This is a genomic window from Polaromonas sp. P1_F1 (genome assembly GCF_056405795.1).
In genome coordinates, this window is the sequence record NZ_JBFUBJ010000001.1 from 1218590 (window position 1) to 1236487 (window position 17898).

Annotated in this window: 22 protein-coding genes; 8 read left to right on the forward strand and 14 right to left on the reverse strand. The window is 62.8% G+C overall.

Translation table 11 applies throughout. The features are described from left to right. Nucleotides 1-23: 23 nt before the first annotated feature. The 7 genes from atpG to AC1DZE_RS05870 form a co-directional block, all read right to left on the reverse strand. Nucleotides 24-890, reverse strand: coding sequence for a F0F1 ATP synthase subunit gamma (gene atpG / locus AC1DZE_RS05840; protein ID WP_457281582.1), 867 nt, complete (start codon nt 888-890; stop codon nt 24-26). A 63-nt stretch (nt 891-953) separates the two neighbouring features. Continuing rightward, entirely contained in the window at nt 954-2507 is a 1554-nt protein-coding gene (gene atpA / locus AC1DZE_RS05845) for a F0F1 ATP synthase subunit alpha (protein WP_457281583.1), read from the reverse strand. Nucleotides 2508-2565: 58 nt separating this feature from the next. Beyond that, nucleotides 2566-3096: a F0F1 ATP synthase subunit delta gene (locus tag AC1DZE_RS05850; RefSeq protein ID WP_477668853.1), complete on the reverse strand. Its 531-nt coding sequence runs from the start codon at nt 3094-3096 to the stop codon at nt 2566-2568. A gap of 13 nt (nt 3097-3109) precedes the next feature. Further along, nucleotides 3110-3580: a F0F1 ATP synthase subunit B gene (locus AC1DZE_RS05855; RefSeq protein WP_457281585.1), complete on the reverse strand. Its 471-nt coding sequence runs from the start codon at nt 3578-3580 to the stop codon at nt 3110-3112. Between the two features lie 38 nt (nt 3581-3618). Then, nucleotides 3619-3867, reverse strand: a complete 249-nt coding sequence (gene atpE / locus AC1DZE_RS05860) for a F0F1 ATP synthase subunit C (protein WP_293400282.1) — start codon at nt 3865-3867, stop codon at nt 3619-3621. An 85-nt stretch (nt 3868-3952) separates the two neighbouring features. Then, the gene (atpB, locus tag AC1DZE_RS05865) at nt 3953-4804 is read right to left on the reverse strand and encodes a F0F1 ATP synthase subunit A (protein ID WP_457281586.1); all 852 of its coding nucleotides are present in this window, start codon (nt 4802-4804) and stop codon (nt 3953-3955) included. A 31-nt stretch (nt 4805-4835) separates the two neighbouring features. Then, the gene (locus tag AC1DZE_RS05870) at nt 4836-5354 is read right to left on the reverse strand and encodes an ATP synthase subunit I (RefSeq protein WP_477668938.1); all 519 of its coding nucleotides are present in this window, start codon (nt 5352-5354) and stop codon (nt 4836-4838) included. A 264-nt stretch (nt 5355-5618) separates the two neighbouring features. Between AC1DZE_RS05870 and AC1DZE_RS05875 the strand changes: the two genes are divergently transcribed. The 7 genes from AC1DZE_RS05875 to AC1DZE_RS05905 all read left to right on the forward strand — a co-directional run bounded on the left by AC1DZE_RS05875 (nt 5619) and on the right by AC1DZE_RS05905 (nt 10452). Next, on the forward strand, nt 5619-6065 hold the full coding sequence (locus AC1DZE_RS05875) for a DUF4149 domain-containing protein (protein WP_477697840.1): 447 nt from the start codon (nt 5619-5621) through the stop codon (nt 6063-6065). Between the two features lie 37 nt (nt 6066-6102). Next, nucleotides 6103-6648: a DUF2062 domain-containing protein gene (locus AC1DZE_RS05880; protein WP_477668855.1), complete on the forward strand. Its 546-nt coding sequence runs from the start codon at nt 6103-6105 to the stop codon at nt 6646-6648. Nucleotides 6649-6716: 68 nt separating this feature from the next. Further along, nucleotides 6717-7622: a D-amino acid aminotransferase gene (locus AC1DZE_RS05885; RefSeq protein ID WP_477668856.1), complete on the forward strand. Its 906-nt coding sequence runs from the start codon at nt 6717-6719 to the stop codon at nt 7620-7622. A 14-nt stretch (nt 7623-7636) separates the two neighbouring features. Beyond that, nucleotides 7637-7954, forward strand: a complete 318-nt coding sequence (locus AC1DZE_RS05890) for an HP0495 family protein (protein ID WP_477668857.1) — start codon at nt 7637-7639, stop codon at nt 7952-7954. Between the two features lie 24 nt (nt 7955-7978). After that, nucleotides 7979-8689 carry a lipoyl(octanoyl) transferase LipB gene (gene lipB / locus AC1DZE_RS05895; protein ID WP_477668858.1) on the forward strand — a complete coding sequence of 237 codons (711 nt, stop codon included), beginning with the start codon at nt 7979-7981 and terminating at the stop codon, nt 8687-8689. Between the two features lie 25 nt (nt 8690-8714). Continuing rightward, complete coding sequence (gene lipA, locus AC1DZE_RS05900) at nt 8715-9740, forward strand: lipoyl synthase (protein ID WP_477668859.1); 1026 nt, start codon at nt 8715-8717, stop codon at nt 9738-9740. A 10-nt stretch (nt 9741-9750) separates the two neighbouring features. Next, a complete protein-coding gene (locus AC1DZE_RS05905) occupies nt 9751-10452 on the forward strand; it encodes a helix-turn-helix domain-containing protein (RefSeq protein WP_477699861.1) in 702 nt (233 codons plus the stop codon). A gap of 13 nt (nt 10453-10465) precedes the next feature. Here the strand turns inward: AC1DZE_RS05905 and AC1DZE_RS05910 are convergent, their stop codons facing one another. Next, on the reverse strand, nt 10466-10678 hold the full coding sequence (locus AC1DZE_RS05910) for a hypothetical protein (RefSeq protein ID WP_477668861.1): 213 nt from the start codon (nt 10676-10678) through the stop codon (nt 10466-10468). 225 nt (nt 10679-10903) lie between these two features. Between AC1DZE_RS05910 and AC1DZE_RS05915 the strand changes: the two genes are divergently transcribed. Further along, nucleotides 10904-11749 carry a DMT family transporter gene (locus AC1DZE_RS05915; RefSeq protein WP_477668862.1) on the forward strand — a complete coding sequence of 282 codons (846 nt, stop codon included), beginning with the start codon at nt 10904-10906 and terminating at the stop codon, nt 11747-11749. A gap of 12 nt (nt 11750-11761) precedes the next feature. On the opposite strand, the gene AC1DZE_RS05920 is transcribed toward AC1DZE_RS05915, so the two are convergent. The 6 genes from AC1DZE_RS05920 to ptsP all read right to left on the reverse strand — a co-directional run bounded on the left by AC1DZE_RS05920 (nt 11762) and on the right by ptsP (nt 17760). After that, entirely contained in the window at nt 11762-13129 is a 1368-nt protein-coding gene (locus tag AC1DZE_RS05920; RefSeq protein ID WP_477672949.1) for a sensor histidine kinase, read from the reverse strand. Further along, nucleotides 13126-13812 carry a response regulator transcription factor gene (locus AC1DZE_RS05925; protein ID WP_477672948.1) on the reverse strand — a complete coding sequence of 229 codons (687 nt, stop codon included), beginning with the start codon at nt 13810-13812 and terminating at the stop codon, nt 13126-13128. Before AC1DZE_RS05925 ends, AC1DZE_RS05920 begins: the two co-directional genes overlap by 4 nt. An 8-nt stretch (nt 13813-13820) precedes the next feature. Next, nucleotides 13821-14816, reverse strand: coding sequence for an alpha/beta hydrolase family protein (locus AC1DZE_RS05930; RefSeq protein WP_477672947.1), 996 nt, complete (start codon nt 14814-14816; stop codon nt 13821-13823). A 55-nt stretch (nt 14817-14871) separates the two neighbouring features. Continuing rightward, nucleotides 14872-15330 (reverse strand): DUF4260 domain-containing protein, encoded by a 459-nt coding sequence (locus tag AC1DZE_RS05935; protein ID WP_477699862.1) that lies wholly within the window; start codon nt 15328-15330, stop codon nt 14872-14874. Further along, nucleotides 15323-15781, reverse strand: a complete 459-nt coding sequence (locus AC1DZE_RS05940) for a Spy/CpxP family protein refolding chaperone (RefSeq protein ID WP_477668867.1) — start codon at nt 15779-15781, stop codon at nt 15323-15325. Before AC1DZE_RS05940 ends, AC1DZE_RS05935 begins: the two co-directional genes overlap by 8 nt. A gap of 215 nt (nt 15782-15996) precedes the next feature. Next, complete coding sequence (ptsP, locus tag AC1DZE_RS05945; protein ID WP_457281601.1) at nt 15997-17760, reverse strand: phosphoenolpyruvate--protein phosphotransferase; 1764 nt, start codon at nt 17758-17760, stop codon at nt 15997-15999. Nucleotides 17761-17898: the final 138 nt, after the last annotated feature.

Consider the following 17898-nt stretch of genomic DNA (forward strand, 5'->3'; position numbering starts at 1 on the left):
GGGTGTGGCGGCCTAAACCACGATCAGACCGCTGCAGCACCGGCAACGATTTCCGAAAGTTCTTTCGTGATCGCCGCTTGACGCGTTTTGTTGTAAACCAGCTTGAGTTCGCCGATCACGCTGCCGGCGTTGTCCGTTGCGGCCTTCATGGCCACCATGCGGGCAGACTGCTCGGACGCCATGTTCTCCGCAACCGCCTGATAGACCAGCGCTTCCACATAGCGGATCAGCAAGTCGTCGATGACGGTTTGCGCGTCAGGCTCGTAGATGTAATCCCAGCCGTGCTGGTCCTTGTCGGCCTGCAGGTGCGCTGCCGTCAAAGGCAACAACTGCTCGACCACCGGTTCCTGGCGCATGGTGTTGATGAACTTGGTGTAGCACAGGTACACCGAATTGATCTTGCCTTCGCTGTAGGCATCGAGCAGCACCTTGACGGGGCCGATCAGCTTTTCCAGGTGCGGCTTGTCGCCCAGCTGCGTCGCATGCGACACCACCTTGGCGCCCACACGGTTCAGAAAACCGAGGCCCTTGTTGCCGATGGCCACAGCCTTCGCATCATGGCCGGCGGCCTGCACTTCCTTGAGCTTTGAGGTCACGGCGCGCAGCACGTTGGTGTTCATGCCGCCGCACAAGCCCTTGTCGGTCGTCACCACGATGAACCCGGTGGCCTTGGCGTCGTTGGACTCCATGAACGCGTGGGTGTATTCGGGGTTGGCCTGACTCAGGTTGGCCGTGATGTTGCGGATCTTGTCGCTGTAAGGACGGGCAGCGCGCATCCGCTCCTGCGCCTTGCGCATCTTGGAGGCGGCCACCATCTCCATGGCCTTGGTGATCTTCTTGGTGTTTTCCACCGATTTGATCTTGCCGCGTATTTCCTTGCCTGCTGCCATATGGATTCCTAAGGGGTTCCTGAGGGTTGCTTAATTACTTGCTTGACGATGCGTCAGGCGAGATCAGGCAAACGACTTCTTGAACTCGGCCACAGCCGCGTTCAGTTCAGCCTCAGCATCCTTGTCCATGGCCTTGTTGGCTTCGAGCTTGGCCATCAAGGCCGCGTTCTTGTCCTTCAGGAAGGCGTGCAAGCCGTGTTCGAAAGCCAGGACCTTCTTGACTTCGATGTCGTCCATGAAGCCCTTGTTCACTGCGAACAGCGTAGCGGCCATGTTGGAAATGGACAAAGGCGAGTACTGGGCCTGCTTGAGCAGCTCGGTCACGCGGGCACCGCGGTCCAGCTGTTTGCGGGTGGCTTCGTCCAGGTCGGAAGCGAACTGCGCGAAGGCAGCCAGTTCACGGTACTGGGCCAGGTCGGTACGGATACCGCCGGACAGATTCTTGATCAGCTTGGTCTGGGCAGCACCGCCGACGCGGGACACCGAGATACCGGCGTTAATGGCGGGACGAATACCGGCATTGAACAGGCTGGTTTCCAGGAAGATCTGGCCGTCGGTGATCGAAATCACGTTGGTTGGCACGAAAGCGGACACGTCGCCGGCTTGCGTTTCAATGATCGGCAGTGCGGTCAGTGAACCGGTCTTGCCCTTGACGGCGCCCTTGGTGAAGTCTTCAACGTACTTCTCGTTCACGCGAGCTGCGCGCTCGAGCAGACGGCTGTGCAGATAGAACACGTCGCCGGGGTAGGCTTCGCGTCCTGGTGGACGGCGCAGCAGCAGCGAAACCTGGCGGTAAGCCACGGCTTGCTTGGACAAATCGTCATACACGATCAGCGCGTCTTCGCCGCGGTCGCGGAAGTATTCGCCCATGGTGCAGCCAGAGTAGGCGCTCACGTATTGCATGGCGGCGGATTCGGAAGCGGAAGCGGCCACGACGATGGTGTATTCCATTGCGCCGGCTTGTTCCAGCGAACGCACCACGTTCTTGATCGACGAAGCCTTCTGGCCGATCGCGACGTAGACGCAGGAAACGCCTTTGCCCTTCTGGTTGATGATGGCGTCGATGGCCACAGCGGTCTTGCCGGTCTGACGGTCGCCGATGATCAGTTCGCGCTGGCCGCGGCCGACGGGCACCATGGAGTCGATGGACTTCAGGCCGGTCTGCAGGGGCTGGTCAACGGATTTACGGGCGATCACGCCGGGCGCGACCTTTTCGATCACGTCGGTCAACTTGGCGTTGATCGGGCCCTTGCCGTCAATCGGCTGGCCCAGTGCGTTGACCACACGGCCAAGCAGCTCAGGACCCACAGGCACTTCCAGGATGCGGCCCGTGCACTTCACGGTGTCGCCTTCGGCGATGTGCTCGTACTCGCCCAGAATCACGGAGCCGACGGAGTCGCGCTCAAGATTCAGCGCCAGGCCGTAGGTCGGCGTGCCGTCGGCGGTTGCGGGAAATTCCAGCATTTCGCCCTGCATCACGTCGGATAGGCCATGGATACGGACGATACCGTCGGTCACAGACACTACGGTGCCCTGGTTGCGGACATCGGCACTGGCTGTCAAGCCTTCGATGCGGCTCTTGATCAGTTCAGAAATTTCTGCGGGATTGAGTTGCATGACTCTTTCCTTCTTTCTATGTTGTTGGCTAAAAACCGGGGCGCGCCTGAGCGCAAGCTCAGGAAATCAGCGCCACTTTCATTTGCTCTAAACGGGCTTTGACCGAGGTGTCCAACACCTCGTCACCCACCACGACACGTACGCCACCGATCAGCGCCGGCTCAAGCTCGACCGAAAGGTTGAGCTTGCGGCCAAACCGCTTTTCCAGCGTTGTTGCCAAATCGGCCAGCGCAGCGCCTTCCAGCGGAAATGCGCTGTAAACGGTGGCATCCGAAGAACCACTTTGCGCATTTTTCAGTGCGCGAAACTGTGCGGCGATTTCCGGCAGGACGCTGATGCGGCCGTTCTCGATCACGGTCCGCAAGAAGTTCCTGGCGGCTTCCGGCAGCTTCGTTTTGGCCACCCCGGAAACTACGTCAAACGTCTGGTTTACCGTCACGCTGGGGTTGCCCGCAAATTGCTGCAACTGCACGTTGGCGGCAATGGCGGCAAGCTCATCGAGCCAGACGGCGGTGCCGCCCAGGTCGGAACCGGATGCCTTGAACAACGCTTCAGCGTAGGGACGGGCAATGGTGGCTAGTTCGGCCATGTTTTACGCTCGCTTAAAGTTCGGTCTTCAGGCGACCCAGCAAGTCAGCATGCACACCGGCATTGACTTCCTTGCGCAGAATCTGCTCTGCACCCTTGACGGCCAGTGCGGCGACCTGCTCACGCAGGGTCTCGCGGGCCTTGACGGTTTGCTGCTCGGCCTCAACCTTGGCGGCGGCAATGATCTTGCTGCCCTCTTCGGTTGCGCGGGCTTTAGCCTCTTCAATCAGGGCCTGGGCGCGGCGCTCGGCTTCCGCCAGGCGCACTGCCGATTCGTTGCGCGATTTGGCCAGTTCTTCTTCCACGCGCTTGTTGGCAACGGAGAGTTCAGACTTGGCTTTATCGGCAGCGGCAAGGCCGTCGGCGATCTTCCGGGCGCGTTCGTCGAGCGCAGCTGCAATTGGTGGCCACACGAATTTCATCGTGAACAGCACCAGAATCGCAAACACGACGAGCTGCGCAAAGAATGTGGAGTTAATACTCACAGCGGCACCTCTGTAGGTTGTCTAGAAAGGCGTGCGATTTACTTCAACACAAACGGGTTGGCAAATGCGAACAGCATGGCAATACCCACGCCGATCAGGAAAGCAGCATCGATCAGACCGGCCAGCAGGAACATCTTGGTCTGCAGTTCGTTCATCAGCTCAGGCTGGCGTGCAGCGGCTTCGAGGTATTTGCTGCCCATGATGCCGATGCCGATACATGCGCCGACAGCGCCCAGGCCAATGATCAGGCCAGCGGCCAAAGCGACAAAACCGAGTACGTGTTCCATTTAATGCTCCTATGGATTTAACTAACTAACAAAAATAAAAAAGAAAGCGGAAACCAGAAAACCAGGGGAAACTGATTCGTGAGAATCAGTGATGGTCGTGGGCCTGCCCCACATAGACCAGCGTCAACATCATGAAAATAAACGCCTGCAGCGCAACGATCAGGATGTGGAAGATTGCCCAGCCCGTGCCCGCGAGCACATGGCCGATGAAGAGGAACACACCAGTCGCAGAGCCGAAGCCCACTGCACCCATCAGCGCGATCAGCATGAACAGCAGTTCGCCCGCGTACATGTTGCCGAAAAGCCGGAGGCCGTGAGATACGGTCTTGGCGGCGAATTCGATCATCTGCATCAAGAAGTTGACGGGATACAAAAACCATTTGTCGCCGAACGGGGCCGAGAACAGCTCATGCACCCAGCCGCCAAAACCCTTGATCTTGACGTTGTAGTACAGGCAAACCAGCAGCACGCCGCAGGACATGCCCAGCGTGGCCGAGAGGTCGGCCGTGGGAACCACGCGGAAGTTGTGAATGCTGTGATCGAGGCCGGTCACAGCAAAAATTGTGTGGAACAGGTCGACAGGCAGGAAGTCCATGGAGTTCATCAGGAAAATCCAGATGAATACGGTGAGCGCCAGTGGGCCGACGGCCTTGCGCGATTCGGCGTTTTTAACGATGCCCTTGGCCTGGCTGTCCACCATTTCGAGCAGGATTTCAACAGCCGCCTGCAGGCGACCGGGAACGCCGGCGTGCACGCTTTTGGCCACACGCCACATCACGAACATACCGATCACACCGAGGGTGATGGCCCAGAAAATCGTGTCGAAATTGACAACGGAAAAGTCGACGATGCCTGTCTGTTTGTGGTTTTGCAGATGGACCAGGTGGTGACCAATGTACTCACCAGCGGTCAAAGCGTTTCCGGAAGATTCAGCCATTTACGAACTCTTTTCAACTCTTGAAAATGGATTACGCCAACTTTTTCGGCCGGGACTGGAACCAAAGCACCAGCCAGACCACCTTCATTGTCACTACAAGGCCAACCAGCATTGCCGGCCAGCTCAAATCCGAAACCATTCGGGGAGCAGCGAACAACATCGCTACCGTCAGGCCAATCTTGACCATTTCCCACAAAAAAAATCCAGCCACCGCAGCGCCCGGATTCATTGAAGACATCTTGCTGGTCAGGCCGCGCGCAAACAACGCACCCGGGATGACCACCGCCAGCGCGCCATAAAGGGCGGACCAGCCTGCACTTTGCCTTCCGGTCAATCCCCAGGCGGCCAGCGCCACCACAAGACCCACCACACTTTGCCCCGCCAATACCACCCAAGGTGAAACCGAGGGGTCCGCTTCACGAAGCTTTTGGGCTTCTTCACGCGTCAAGGGCTTGAAACCCTCATCACCAGTCTCCATCTCTTCTGTGACACGCCGCCCTGTCACACCCGGATTTCCCGGGTTTGTCGCTGACTTTGCCGAATTTGCCATTTTGGTCGTCACAAATTACGGAAAAGTTACAGGGCAGTTATCAGCAAAGCCCTTGATTATACGTAGAAACCCCTGCGTATCCGACAAAACCCCCGGCTTGCATATGAATTAGGGGCGATTCGCATCATTTGGGTGCGGCTCGCAGCGGGTGGTTCACAATTGTCCGGCGACTACGGCGCGCCGACCCTCCTACGTAGTTGCACGTGATGCTCGACGATGGCCCAAGCCCCCGCATCCGTCACCTTCCACCCACCGAAAGATGCCATGCCCGCCCTGATGAAATTCCTGCACATTGCCGCCGCCATTGCCTGGCTGGGCGGGGTGGTCTTCATGCTGTTTGCCTTACGGCCTGCCGTCGCCGAACAGCTGGCGCCACCCCAACGCCTGCCGCTCATCGCAAAGGTCATGCAGCGATTTTTCGTCCTGGTCTGGGCCACCATCGGCGTCCTGCTGGTGACAGGCCTGGCGATGCTGCTGGCCGAGGGCATGAAAACCGCCCCCCTGGGCTGGCACCTGATGTTCGGCATCGGCCTCTTGATGTTCGCGCTGTTCGGACATCTGTATTTCGGCCCTTTCCGGCGCTTGAAGCTCGCTGTCAGCGCGTCCGACTGGCCCGAGGGCGGTCGCCGCGTCGGGCAGATCGCCACTCTGGCCATGGTCAACCTGGTGCTGGGCGCGCTGGCGATAGCCGCCGTCATCTTTATTGCCTGATGCCGGAGCGAGCCTGCCATCTTGATCACCGCCTGCCATGAGCGCCCCTAAAAAGAAGGCGCCGCAACACCGGCACTGGACGGACCGGCTGAAAGCATCCGTGCCGACACGTGAAGCCCTGGTTGCGAACCGGTGGCTCAAGCCGGTGGCCCACCGGCTGCTGGAACCGCAGCTGTGGCGGCTGCAGCACGAGGCCGTGGCGCGCGGTGTGGCCATCGGCATATTCTGGGCATTTGCCCTGCCATTTGCGCAAACCGTGGCGGCCGCAGCCCACAGCGTCTGGTGGCGCGCCAATATTCCGGTGGCCGCCGGCATCACCTTCATTACCAACCCTTTCACCGTCGGATTCTGGCTCTGGCTGGCCTATCAGGTGGGCGATCTGCTGCTGGACGCGCCGCCGCCCATCCGCATCTCGGAAGGCTCAGGCATCGTGGCGTGGGCAGCCTCCTTCGGCGGGCCTGCCATCCTGGGCATGGGCATCTTTGCCGTGCTGGGCTCGATTACCGGCTACCTGCTGGTCAAGCTGGGCTGGCGCGTTCGCATCTGGTTCAAACGCCGCCGCCGGCAAACCGCCAGACGTTAGACAATCGGGTGCAGACCGTCCGGCAGTAGCCGTCTCGACACAGTTTCATTTCCTTTTCAAACCGATCCATGACAACGCTTCCCGCCAACGCCCTTCCCGACACCCCCTGCTACCTCAACGGCGAATTCACCCCGCTCAAAGACGCCAAGATCAGCGTGATGGACCGCGGTTTCATCTTCGGCGACGGTATTTATGAAGTGGTGCCGGCGTATGCAGGCAAGCCGTTTCGCTTCGAGCAGCACATGGCGCGGCTGGAACGCAGCCTCACCGAGCTGCGCATCGCCAACCCGCTGACCCGCGCCGAGTGGCTGGAAATTGCTCTTAAATTAATAGCTGCCTGCGCACAATCCACGGTCGCCTCAGCCGAAAAAGGCAATCAACTGGTGTACATCCAGATCACCCGCGGTGTGGCCATGCGCGACCACCCCATGCTGCCGGGCCTGACGCCCACCGTGTTCGTGATGTGCAATCCGATGAAGCTGCCCAGCGACCAGGCACGCGAAAACGGCGTGGCCTGCGTCACCGCCGACGACTTCCGCTGGGAAAAAGCCCACATCAAAAGCACCAGCCTGCTGGGCGCGGTGTTTTCACGCCAGATCAGCGTGGACGCTGGCGCGGTCGAGACCGTGATGTTCCGCGGCGACTACCTGAGCGAAGCCGCTTCCAGCAACGTCTGGATCGTCAAGGACGGCAAAGTCATGGGGCCGCCCAGGGACAACCTGGTGCTCGAAGGCATCCGCTTTGGCCTGATCGAAGAGATGTGCCGCGCGGCGGGCATTCCTTTTGAGCTGCGCCGCATCACCCGCGCCGAAGTGCTGGCAGCAGACGAGCTGCTGCTCTCATCCGCCACCAAGGAGGTTCTGCCCATCACCCTGCTGGACGGCCAGCCGGTCGGCCACGGAGTGGAAAAAGGCAAACCTGGCCCCATTTATGCAAAGCTGTACGCCCAATACCAGCGTGCCAAAGCGGCCTGAAAGGACCCATTGCCATGACGACTTCCCCCAACATCCCCAAAATCATCGGTGTTCCCAGCACGGAGCCCTCGCGCCAGGAATCGCTGATCGAGTACCCCTCGCAGTTCCCGATCAAGGTGATGGGTGAGAAGGTCGATGGCATGGTCGCGGCCATCACGTCCATCGCACACCAGTTCGACCCGGCCTTCGACGCCTCCACCATCGAGCTGCGTGAAAGCAAGGGCGGCAAATACCTGGGCGTCACCATCACCGTCACAGCCACCAGCCGCGAGCAGCTCGACGAGCTTTACCGCACGCTGTCGACGCACCCGATGGTCAAGGTAGTCCTGTAAACAATATCCGGGCAGACGCCGAACATGCAGGCTGAAACGCGCAACCTGGGCAAGGTCGACTACCTGCCCACCTATGAAGCCATGCAAGCCTTCACGGCGGCGCGCAACCCCGGTTTTTCAAGCGAAAATGGGCTGCAGCCTAATCGGGGCCTGCCCGACCAGCTATGGATTTGTGAGCATCCACCGGTCTACACCCAAGGCCTCGCGGGCAAGAGCGACCATGTTTTGAACCCCGGCAGCATCCCGGTGGTGCAGACCAACCGCGGCGGCCAGGTGACTTACCACGGCCCCGGCCAGGTGGTGGCCTACCCGCTCATCGATTTGAAGCGTGCCGGCTATTACGTCAAGGAATACGTCTACCGCATTGAAGAATCCGTCATCAAGACCCTGGCGCACTTCGGCGTGACCGGGCACCGGGTGGCCGGCTCGCCCGGCATTTATGTGCGGCTGGACGACCCCACCTCACATGCCGCCCTGACCGGCCCGATGCACCCTGCCGACCCGTTTCGCGGCCTTGGGAAGATCGCCGCCCTGGGCATCAAAGTCAGCCGGAATTGCACCTACCACGGGGTCGCGCTCAATGTGGCGATGGACCTGGAACCCTTCTCGCGGATCAACCCCTGCGGGTATGTGGGGCTCAAAACCACAGACCTTTCTACAATCGGGGTATCGGCAAGCTGGCAGGAAGCCGCAGATGTGCTGGGCCGCAAGCTCGTCACCTACCTGGCGCCCTGAGCACATTCCTTCAAAGAAATACACCATGAGCACCCCAGAAACCGTCAATCCTGTTGTTCGGGACATCCAGAGCCAGGAAGACTACAACCCGCTGGCCAAGCAAAAAGCCGCGGCCAAGCTGTCGCGCATCCCCGTCAAGGTGGTGCAGGGCGAAATGCTCAAGAAGCCCGACTGGATCCGCGTCAAGGCCGGCAGCCCGACCACGCGCTTTTACGAGATCAAGCAGATCCTGCGCGAAAACAAGCTCAACACAGTGTGCGAAGAAGCCAGCTGCCCCAACATCGGGGAATGCTTCGGCAAGGGCACGGCCACCTTCATGATCATGGGCGACAAGTGCACGCGCCGCTGCCCGTTTTGCGACGTGGGCCACGGCCGCCCCGATCCGCTGGACGTGAATGAACCGCTGAACCTGGCGAAAACCATCGCAGCACTCAAGCTCAAATACGTGGTGATCACCAGCGTGGACCGCGATGACCTGCGCGACGGCGGCAGCGGCCACTTTGTGGAATGCATCCAGAAGATCCGCGAACTCTCGCCCGCCACCACGATTGAAATCCTGGTGCCCGACTTCCGCGGCCGCGACGACCGCGCGCTTGAAATTTTGAAGGCCGCGCCGCCCGACGTGATGAACCACAACCTCGAAACCGCGCCGCGCCTTTACAAAGAAGCGCGTCCCGGCAGCGACTACAACTTCAGTCTGAACCTGCTCAAGAAGTTCAAGGCCCTGCACCCCGATGTGCCGACCAAGAGCGGCATCATGGTGGGCCTGGGCGAAACCGACGAGGAAATTCTGCAGGTCATGCGCGACATGCGCGCGCACAACATCGACATGCTGACCATCGGCCAGTACCTGGCGCCCTCCACCAGCCATCTGCCGGTGCGCCGCTATGTGCACCCCGACACCTTCAAGATGTTTGAAGAAGAAGCCTACAAGATGGGCTTCACGCACGCCGCCGTGGGCGCCATGGTGCGCAGCAGTTACCACGCCGACCAGCAGGCCCACGCGGCAGGCGTGGCCGACAAGGCCGACGCGGCCACCGCCGCTCTTTAATCCCCGCAACATGACCTTGCCGCAAGGCTCCCTGTCGCTGCGCCACTACGGCGCCTCGCACGGCAGCCATGCGCATGACCACTTCCAGGTACTGCTGGGCCTGAGTGGTGTGCTGGAACTGGAAGTACGCGGACGCGGGCGGCGCATTGCCGCCGGCCAGGGCTGCGTGATCACACCCGGCGACCGGCATGACTTTGAATCACGTGAAGGCAGCCGCTGCCTGGTGCTGGACACCACGCATGCGGACTGGGCTCGCTGCGCCTATGACCCTGCAAAAACCGCGCAAACCCTTGCGCTGGGAAATTACCTCGCCGAAGCGCTGCAGCAGCCGGGCAGCCTCGCGCAACTTCACGGTCCGGCGCTGTTGCTGGAAGCGTGGCAACCCACAACACCCGCATCAACGCCCTTGCGCCATGCGCGGCCCATCCACTGGGAACAACTGGCCACCTGGACACAGCAGCGCCTGCACGAACCACTGAGCGTCGCGCAACTGGCCGCGCAGGTGTTTTTAAGCCCGACGCAGTTTGCCGCACGCTGCCGGCGCGAAACCGGCCTCAGCGTGATGCAGTGGCTGCGCCGGCAACGCCTGGCACTGGCCGTGCAACTGCGCAGCCGCGGCATGAGCGTGGCCGACACCGCGCTGCACTGCGGCTACCAGTCGCCCTCAGCCCTGACGGCCGCGATGCGGCGCGCCGGGCTGGGCAGCGCCTGACCTTTACGGATTTTCAATAGCGACTCGGGTCGTTCGGCCGGCGGTCGTAGCGGTTGCGCACACCGTCGCCATCGCGGTCACCCCGGTAGCCGGGGCCATAGCCCGGCGCAGGGGCGGGCACGACACGATATTGCGGTCCGTTGTCATAAGCCACCGGGTAAGCCACGCAGCCCGACAGGGCGGCCATGCCGGCCAGCGCCAGCAAGAGGATGGAAAGCTTTCTCATGGTGAGTCTCCTTGGGTTTCATGCGATTTCGGAGAAATCTGCCATGCCATTGCAACTGAAGTCCGTACGGGCAAGGTGTCTGCAGCGCCCCTCGCACGTGAAGCTCGTTACCGGATGTTGGTCTGCGCGTAGGACATACCCCTGAATCGCCAGAACCGTCGTTGCACGACAACAAAGCGTTGCTCTGCGACGACGCCCACGTGACGTCCCCCTATGCTTGCCGCCATGCCAGCCAATCTCTACGCACTGGGCGCCATCGCCCTCTGGACCCTGCTCGCCTCGCTCGGGGTCTCGCTCAAACACGTTCCGCCCTTTCTGCTCACCGGCGTTGCGCTGCTGACCGGCAGCCTGCTGGCCCTGCCTTTTGTGCTGCGGGACCGCGCGCAATGGAAGATTCCCACCGCCACGCTGGCGCTCGGCGTGTACGGCCTCTTCGGCTATCACTTCCTGCTTTTCATCGCGCTGCGGTATGCGCCGGCAGTCGAGGCCAACCTGGTGAACTACCTCTGGCCGCTTTTTATCGTGGTGCTGGCGCCGCTGTTCCTTCGTGGCGTGCAGCTGCGCGCTGTGCATGTGGCTGCAGGCCTGCTGGGATTTGCCGGCGCCGCCATTGCCATATTGGGCGCGGGCGGTGGCGGTGCGACGTCCTCCGCAGGCTGGTCATGGGGTTACCTGCCGGCGCTGGGCTCGGCCTTCATCTGGGCCAGCTACTCGCTGCTGACAAAACGCGTGCCGGCCTTTCCCACCGCGGCCATCGGCCTCTTCGGCCTGGTCTCGGGCGTGCTTTCGCTGCTGTGCCATTGGGCGCTGGAGCCTGCCGCCACGCTGTCGGCGCAGGACTGGCTATTGCTGGCGGTGCTGGGCGCAGGGCCGCTGGGCGCGGCGTTCTTTCTCTGGGACAAGGCCCTCAAGCTGGGCGACGCGCAGCAGATCGGCATCCTCAGTTACCTCACGCCGCTGGGCTCGACTGCACTGCTGATGGGGGTAAGCGGCCGCGCGCTGAGCTGGAGCATCGCCCTGGCGGCGGTGATGATCATCGGCGCCGCGCTGCTGGGAACAAGAGCAAAATAAGGCTGCAGCCCTTTAAGGACGGGCGCCAGCAGCTCCTGATTCAATAGCATGCCACAGCACGCACACGGCCAGCCCGGGCTCTGCATTGCGCACTTGCAGCTCGGCGCCATGCGCTTCGGCCACCAGTCGGCACAAGTACATGCCCAGGCCCACGCCGCCCGTGGCGCGCTGGCGTGCGCCGTCGGTCCGGTAAAAGGGCTCGGTCAAATGCGCCAGCTGCGCGGCATCCACCCCCGGGCCGAAGTCGCGCACTTCCAGCATCACGCCGCCGCCCGCCGGCTGCAGCGACACATGCGGCGGCCTCCCGGCGCCGCTGCTGTAGCGCAGTGCGTTGTCCATCAGGTTGCGCACCAGCAGGCGCACGCGCATGCGGTCCAGTGCCAGCGGCGCAAGGCCAGTCGCCAGGTCCAGCACCATCTCCGACGCACCTGGCACCTCGGTGGCCGTCTCGCGCACCAGCGCCGCCAGGTCCACCGGTTCGCGCTGTAGTGCGACGTGCGGGCTGGCCAGACGCTCGCTTTCGAGCAAGTCGCTGATCAGGTCGCGCATCTCGCCCAGGTCGCGCAGCAGCGCCTCGCGTTCGCGCTCGCCGGCACCGGTGCCCTCGGGCGTGGTGGGCAGCAACTCGGCGTTGAGCCTGGCGCGTGTCAGCGGGGAACGCAGCTCATGGCTCAATGCCAGCAGCAAGGCGCGTTTGGCGTTGAGCATGCCTTCGATGTCGTGCGCCATGGTGTTGATGCGCCCGGCCAGGTCGCCGAGTTCGTCGCGGCGGCGCAGGGGAATCGGCGTTGCGAACTCGCCGCGGCCAAAGCGCTCGGCGCCTGCGCGGATGTCGTCCAGCGGGCGCAGCAGGCGCCGCACGTAGGCATAGGCGCCTATGAGCAAGCCCAGCAGCAGCGCCAGCGTGATCCAGCCAAACACGCCGTGTGGCGCTGCCTGCCAGGGCGCAGTGCCGGGGCCAAAAATCACGCGATGGCCGTCGGCCGTGGTGCGGCTCAGCCAGTCCTTGGCGCGGGCGTCGAACACCTTGCGGTCGGGCCTGTCAGGATGGGACTGCCAGTTGACCTGCGGCCCTTCAATGCGGATGGAAATCGGCAGCCGCGCAGCCAGCGCCTGGGCACGGCCCACATCGGGCGGCGAACCCAGGTCGGCCACCAGCCTGTCCATGTAGTCGCTGATCAGCGGTTTGGCCGCGTCGCGCCAGCCCGTTGAAAACGCCCGCTGCATGCCGCTCATGAACACAGCACCCATGGCCAGCGCCAGCAGCAGGAACACGGTGATCAGCCGCAGCCGGAGCGAATGCTTCCAGCGGTGGCGCCAGCGCTCGGGGCGTGAGCGTTCGCGGGCCCGGCAGTCCCGGCGCGTTTTCCACCGCCTCATGGCGTACCCGCCTTGCCGGCAGCGAGGGCATAGCCCGCGTTGCGCAAGGTCTTGATGCAGTCCAGTGGCTCCAGTTTTTTGCGCAGCCGGCTCACCACGATGTCGACGGCGCGCGTGTACAGCTCGGCCTCGTGGCCGCGCAGGCGGTTGAGGATGTCGTCGCGGTTGAAGACCTTGCCGGGCTCGGCCGCCAGCAGGGCCAGCAATTCAAACTCGGTGCCGGTCAGCTCGACCTTTTCACCCAGGCGCAGCACTTCGCGCGTTTCCACATCGACCACCAGCCCCTGGAACACATGGCGCTGGGTAGCCGCAGCCGGTGCGCTGCGCTGGCGCCGCAAAATGGTCTGCAGGCGCGCCACCAGCTCGCGCGGCTCAAAAGGCTTGGGCAGGTAGTCGTCGGCGCCCAGCTCCAGCCCGACCACACGGTCCATCACGTCGCCGCGGGCCGTCAGCATCACGATGGGGATGTCGCTTTCCTTGCGGATCTCGCGGCACAGGGCAAAGCCGTCCATCTCGGGCAGCATGACGTCCAGGATGGCTGCGTCATACGCACCGGTGCGCAGCATGGCCAAGCCTTCACCGGGGCGCAGCGCGCTTTCGAGCACAAAGTCAAAACGGGCAAAGTAGGCGGCCAGCGGCGCAGCCAGGTGCTCGTCGTCGTCGATCAGCAGGATATGGGGCATAGGATTGGCTACATTCGCTTCGGAAAACTCGCATCGACCTGGAGTTGCTCCTGAAAAAACATCAATGCATCGCGGTTCACATTGTCATGCACAGCAGCCCGATTGACGCCTTGTGGATCCGTACACAGAGCGGGCGCGACGCCGCGCATCTCCGACGTGCACGGCGCGAGAAACACGAAGTGGTCGGCTGCGGGGATCTCGGTGTATCGGGCCAGTGAGGGAAGCAGTTCCTTTACTTTTATCGCGTTCTCCTTGACCGGGAGCACGGAATCGGCGCCGGCCGCGTACAGATTCACCGGCCTCGAGACCTGCGACAGGCTTTCGCGGTCAAAGAAGGCTCCCGGCGGGCTCATGATGAACGCGGCGCGGATGCGGTCGTCGGTCTTCGCGATCAGCGGGGGAGACGACAGGGAAACCTTTCCGCCACCGGCACATAGAACACTTGTCGGCAAGGCTTTGCAATAGGCACTCAGCAGCTCGAACTTCGGTTTGGCGCCCATCAACAAGAGGGCCGAATAGCCGCCTGCCGAAAAACCCGCGACGCCCACCCGCCGGGAATCGATCAGGCCCGCAGAGGCCGGAGCCTGCAACAGGAAATCCAGCAGTGCCGACAGTTGCAGCGCTCTTCCAATCAGCACCCGATCGGTGCCGACCCCGCTGCTGTCGCGAAAATTGTCGCCCGGATGCTCGATTGCGGCCACCACGTAGCCATGACGCGCGAGGAATGTCGCTGTATCGTGGTGACTGAACCGGCCGGCACCATTGCCGTGCGAGAGCAGCACCAGAGGATGGCGCACACCCATCGGCGCCGCATCCTTCGCGGCAGACACAATGACAGCCCCCATCCTGGTTGTTTCAGACGTAGGTGCTGCCGGATAGAACACCGCCGCCTGCATCGGTTGCTGCGTGACAGGATCGGGAAGCTGAATCAAACGAAAGCCGGCGCCACCGGAAAGTTCAGTGGCGTCCACCACGCCGGCGATCGCCGCCAAAGCAACGAACATGCTGCAAGTTAGCGATTTCAACATCGGGTTCCTTTGAAGCGGAGAAAAGCGCTGTTCACCACGGATCGGCCCGTCCGATGCGCCCGAGGTGCGTCTGGCCAAAACCCGCCGCGTACTTGAGCCCGTAGCCCAGCGCACGGTCAAAGCCGATGTGCGCGCACCAGACCAGGCCGCCGGCCACCAGCACGGGGGTTGCGCCCAGAACGCCCGCCGCCAGCAGGGCTACGGCGCCGAAGTAGGAATGCATGGCGTTATAGGCGGCAGCCCCCACACGCGGCCCGGCCAGGTAGGCCAGGAAAGACAGGTCGGGCAGCAAAAATAACGCTGCAAACCAGCCCCACCCCGCGCCGAACTGGGCGTAGGCCGCAGCCGCCGCAGCCACCACCGCCAGCCCCTCGGCACGCAGCAGCAGGCGTACGCCGCCGTTGGCGCTGCCCGGGGCAACTGCCGTGGCGATGCGGCGCTGAACGGTTCGCGCCACGCGGCCTGCCGGGAAGAAAAGTGCCTCAGCCACGGTAGCCCCAGCGGCGGCCGCGCTCCATGAAGTCGCGCACTTTTTGCTGTTGCTCAGGTTTGAGGTTGTCAAAGAAGTCCGCCGCTGCGGCGATCACTTCCGGGCTGCCGGACTGAATCGCGGCGGTTTTTTCCTCGATCAGCTTTTTGGCGCCGGCCTGGTCCAGCTTGTTGCCGGCAAAGAGGCCGCGAACGGCTTCCCGTGGCTCACTGCTGCCGCGCAGGGCCGCGCGCTGTGCCTGCAGCTTGTCAGCCAGCACGGCGAGTTTTTGCTTTTGCACAGCGTCCAGGTCCAGGCGTGAGCCGATTTTTTCGACCATGCGGGCGCGCGCTTCAGGGGAGCCGGCGTCGCCGTGCCAGCCGTGGCCGCCGTGCGAGCACGCACCCAGGCTGCCGACGATGAGCGCCCCGCCGAAAAGGCCGAGCAGGATTTTTTTAACGCGATGTTTCATGAGGAGCCTCAAAGAAGAAGTGAAGGTTCCTCATGGTGCCCGCGGGAGGCCCGCGGCTGTTTGCAGCGCGGTTGCGGCGTGTTTCGCTTTGTTTCAGCCCTCTCAACGGGTAGATTCGCGAGATTTACAAGCGTTTTCGGGCTCTAGCCCAATCTGAACGTGCGCGAGCAGCTATATTTTTAATAGCATCACACCTGCCCTGCCGGCAGCACCCTTCAGCCTTGCAGCATCGTCGCCGGCTCTTCGCAGGCCAGCACCTGTTCAGCCCAGGGCTGCAGCTTGGCGGCATCGGCGCGCAGGATTTGCTGCTTGACCGCCAGGATCTGCGACGGGTGCATGGAAAAGCTGCGCAGGCCCATGCCCAGCAACAGCCGCGTCATGGTGACGTCGCCGGCCATCTCGCCACAAACGCTGACACCCTTGCCCTGCGCGTTGCATTCGTTGATGGTGTCGGCGATCAGCCGCAACACGGCCGGGTGGCAGGGGTTGTACAGGTGTGACACCGCCTCGTCGGCGCGGTCGATGGCCAGCGTGTACTGGATCAGGTCGTTGGTGCCGATGGACAGGAAATCGAAGTACTTCAGGAAGAGCTTGAGCGTCAGCGCCGCAGCCGGGATTTCGATCATTGCGCCCAGCCGTACCGGCCCGTACGGAACGCCCTTGTTGTCGAGCAATGCGCGCGCACGGTCAATCAGCGCCATGGTCTGGCGGATTTCACTGCCGTGCGCCAGCATGGGCACCAGCAGGTTGACCTTGCCATGGGCGGCCGCACGCAAAATGGCGCGCAGCTGCGTCAAAAACATCGGCGGGTCGGCCAGGCTCCAGCGGATCGCGCGCAGGCCCAGCGCCGGGTTGAGGTGGGTGTCCTGCGCCTTGTGGCGGTCCAGCTGCTTGTCGGAGCCGATATCCACGGTGCGGATGGTGACGGGCAGGCCGTGCATGCCTTCAATCGCCTTGCGGTAGGCCTGGTATTGCTCTTCCTCGTCGGGCAGTTTGCCGCTGCGGCCCATAAATAGGAATTCACTGCGAAACAGCCCGACGCCGACGGCGCCGGCAGCCACCGCGCCCACCGTGTCTTCGGGCATTTCAATATTGGCCAGCAGATCGACTTTCTGCCCGTCGATGGTCAGCGCCGCCGTGTGCTTGAGCCGGTTCAGGCGCTGGCGTTCCAGCTCGCCCTGGCGCTGCTTGAAGCCGTATTCGGCCAGGATGATGGGCGACGGGTCGACGATCAACACCCCGGCCTCGCCGTCGATGATGACCCAGTCGTCCTGCTTGATCAGCTGGCTGGCGCTACGCGCCCCGACCACCGCCGGGATGTCCATGCTGCGCGCCACGATGGCGGTGTGCGAGGTCTTGCCGCCCACATCGGTGGCAAAGCCGGCAAAGAGGCTCTGCTTGAACTGCAGCATGTCAGCCGGGGAAATGTCATGCGCGATCAGCACCAGCGGCACGTCGGTGGTGTCGTCCAGCAACAGGTCTTGCTGCGACTGCTTGCGGCTGGCGCCCGCCTGGGCCGCGGGCTGCACCGGCGAGGCCACGCCTTTCATGTGGCGCAGGATGCGCTCGACCACCTGCTCGAGGTCGGCCTTGCGCTCGCGCAGGTACTCGTCCTCCATGTCGTCGAACTGGCGCGCAATGATTTCGTACTGCGTGGTCAACGCCCACTCGGCGTTGTAGTGGCGGTCGACGATCCAGTGTTTCACGCCGCTGATCAGCTGCTCGTCCTGCAGCAGCATCAGGTGCACGTCGAGCAGCGCAGCCAGCTCGTGCGGTGCGTCTTTGGGCAGGTCTTGCTGCAGGCGCGTGATTTCCTCCATCACCGCATTGCGCGACACCCTGACCCGCGTGATCTCGTCCGCCGTCTTGGCGTCGTCCACGAAATAGTGCGCCACGTCGGCACGGCTGGAAGCCACCAGCACGGCGCGGCCGATAGCAATGCCGCGCGAGACCGCCAGGCCGTGGACTGAAAAAGTCATGCAACAACTCCCTCCACGACGGTATCTTCGAGCCAGTCCGAGACGTGGAACCGGCTTTGCCGGGCCACAGGCGGGCGGCCCCCTCGGGGGGCAGGGAGCACACGAAGTGAGCGACCGTGGGGGCTGCACCTTCGGCTT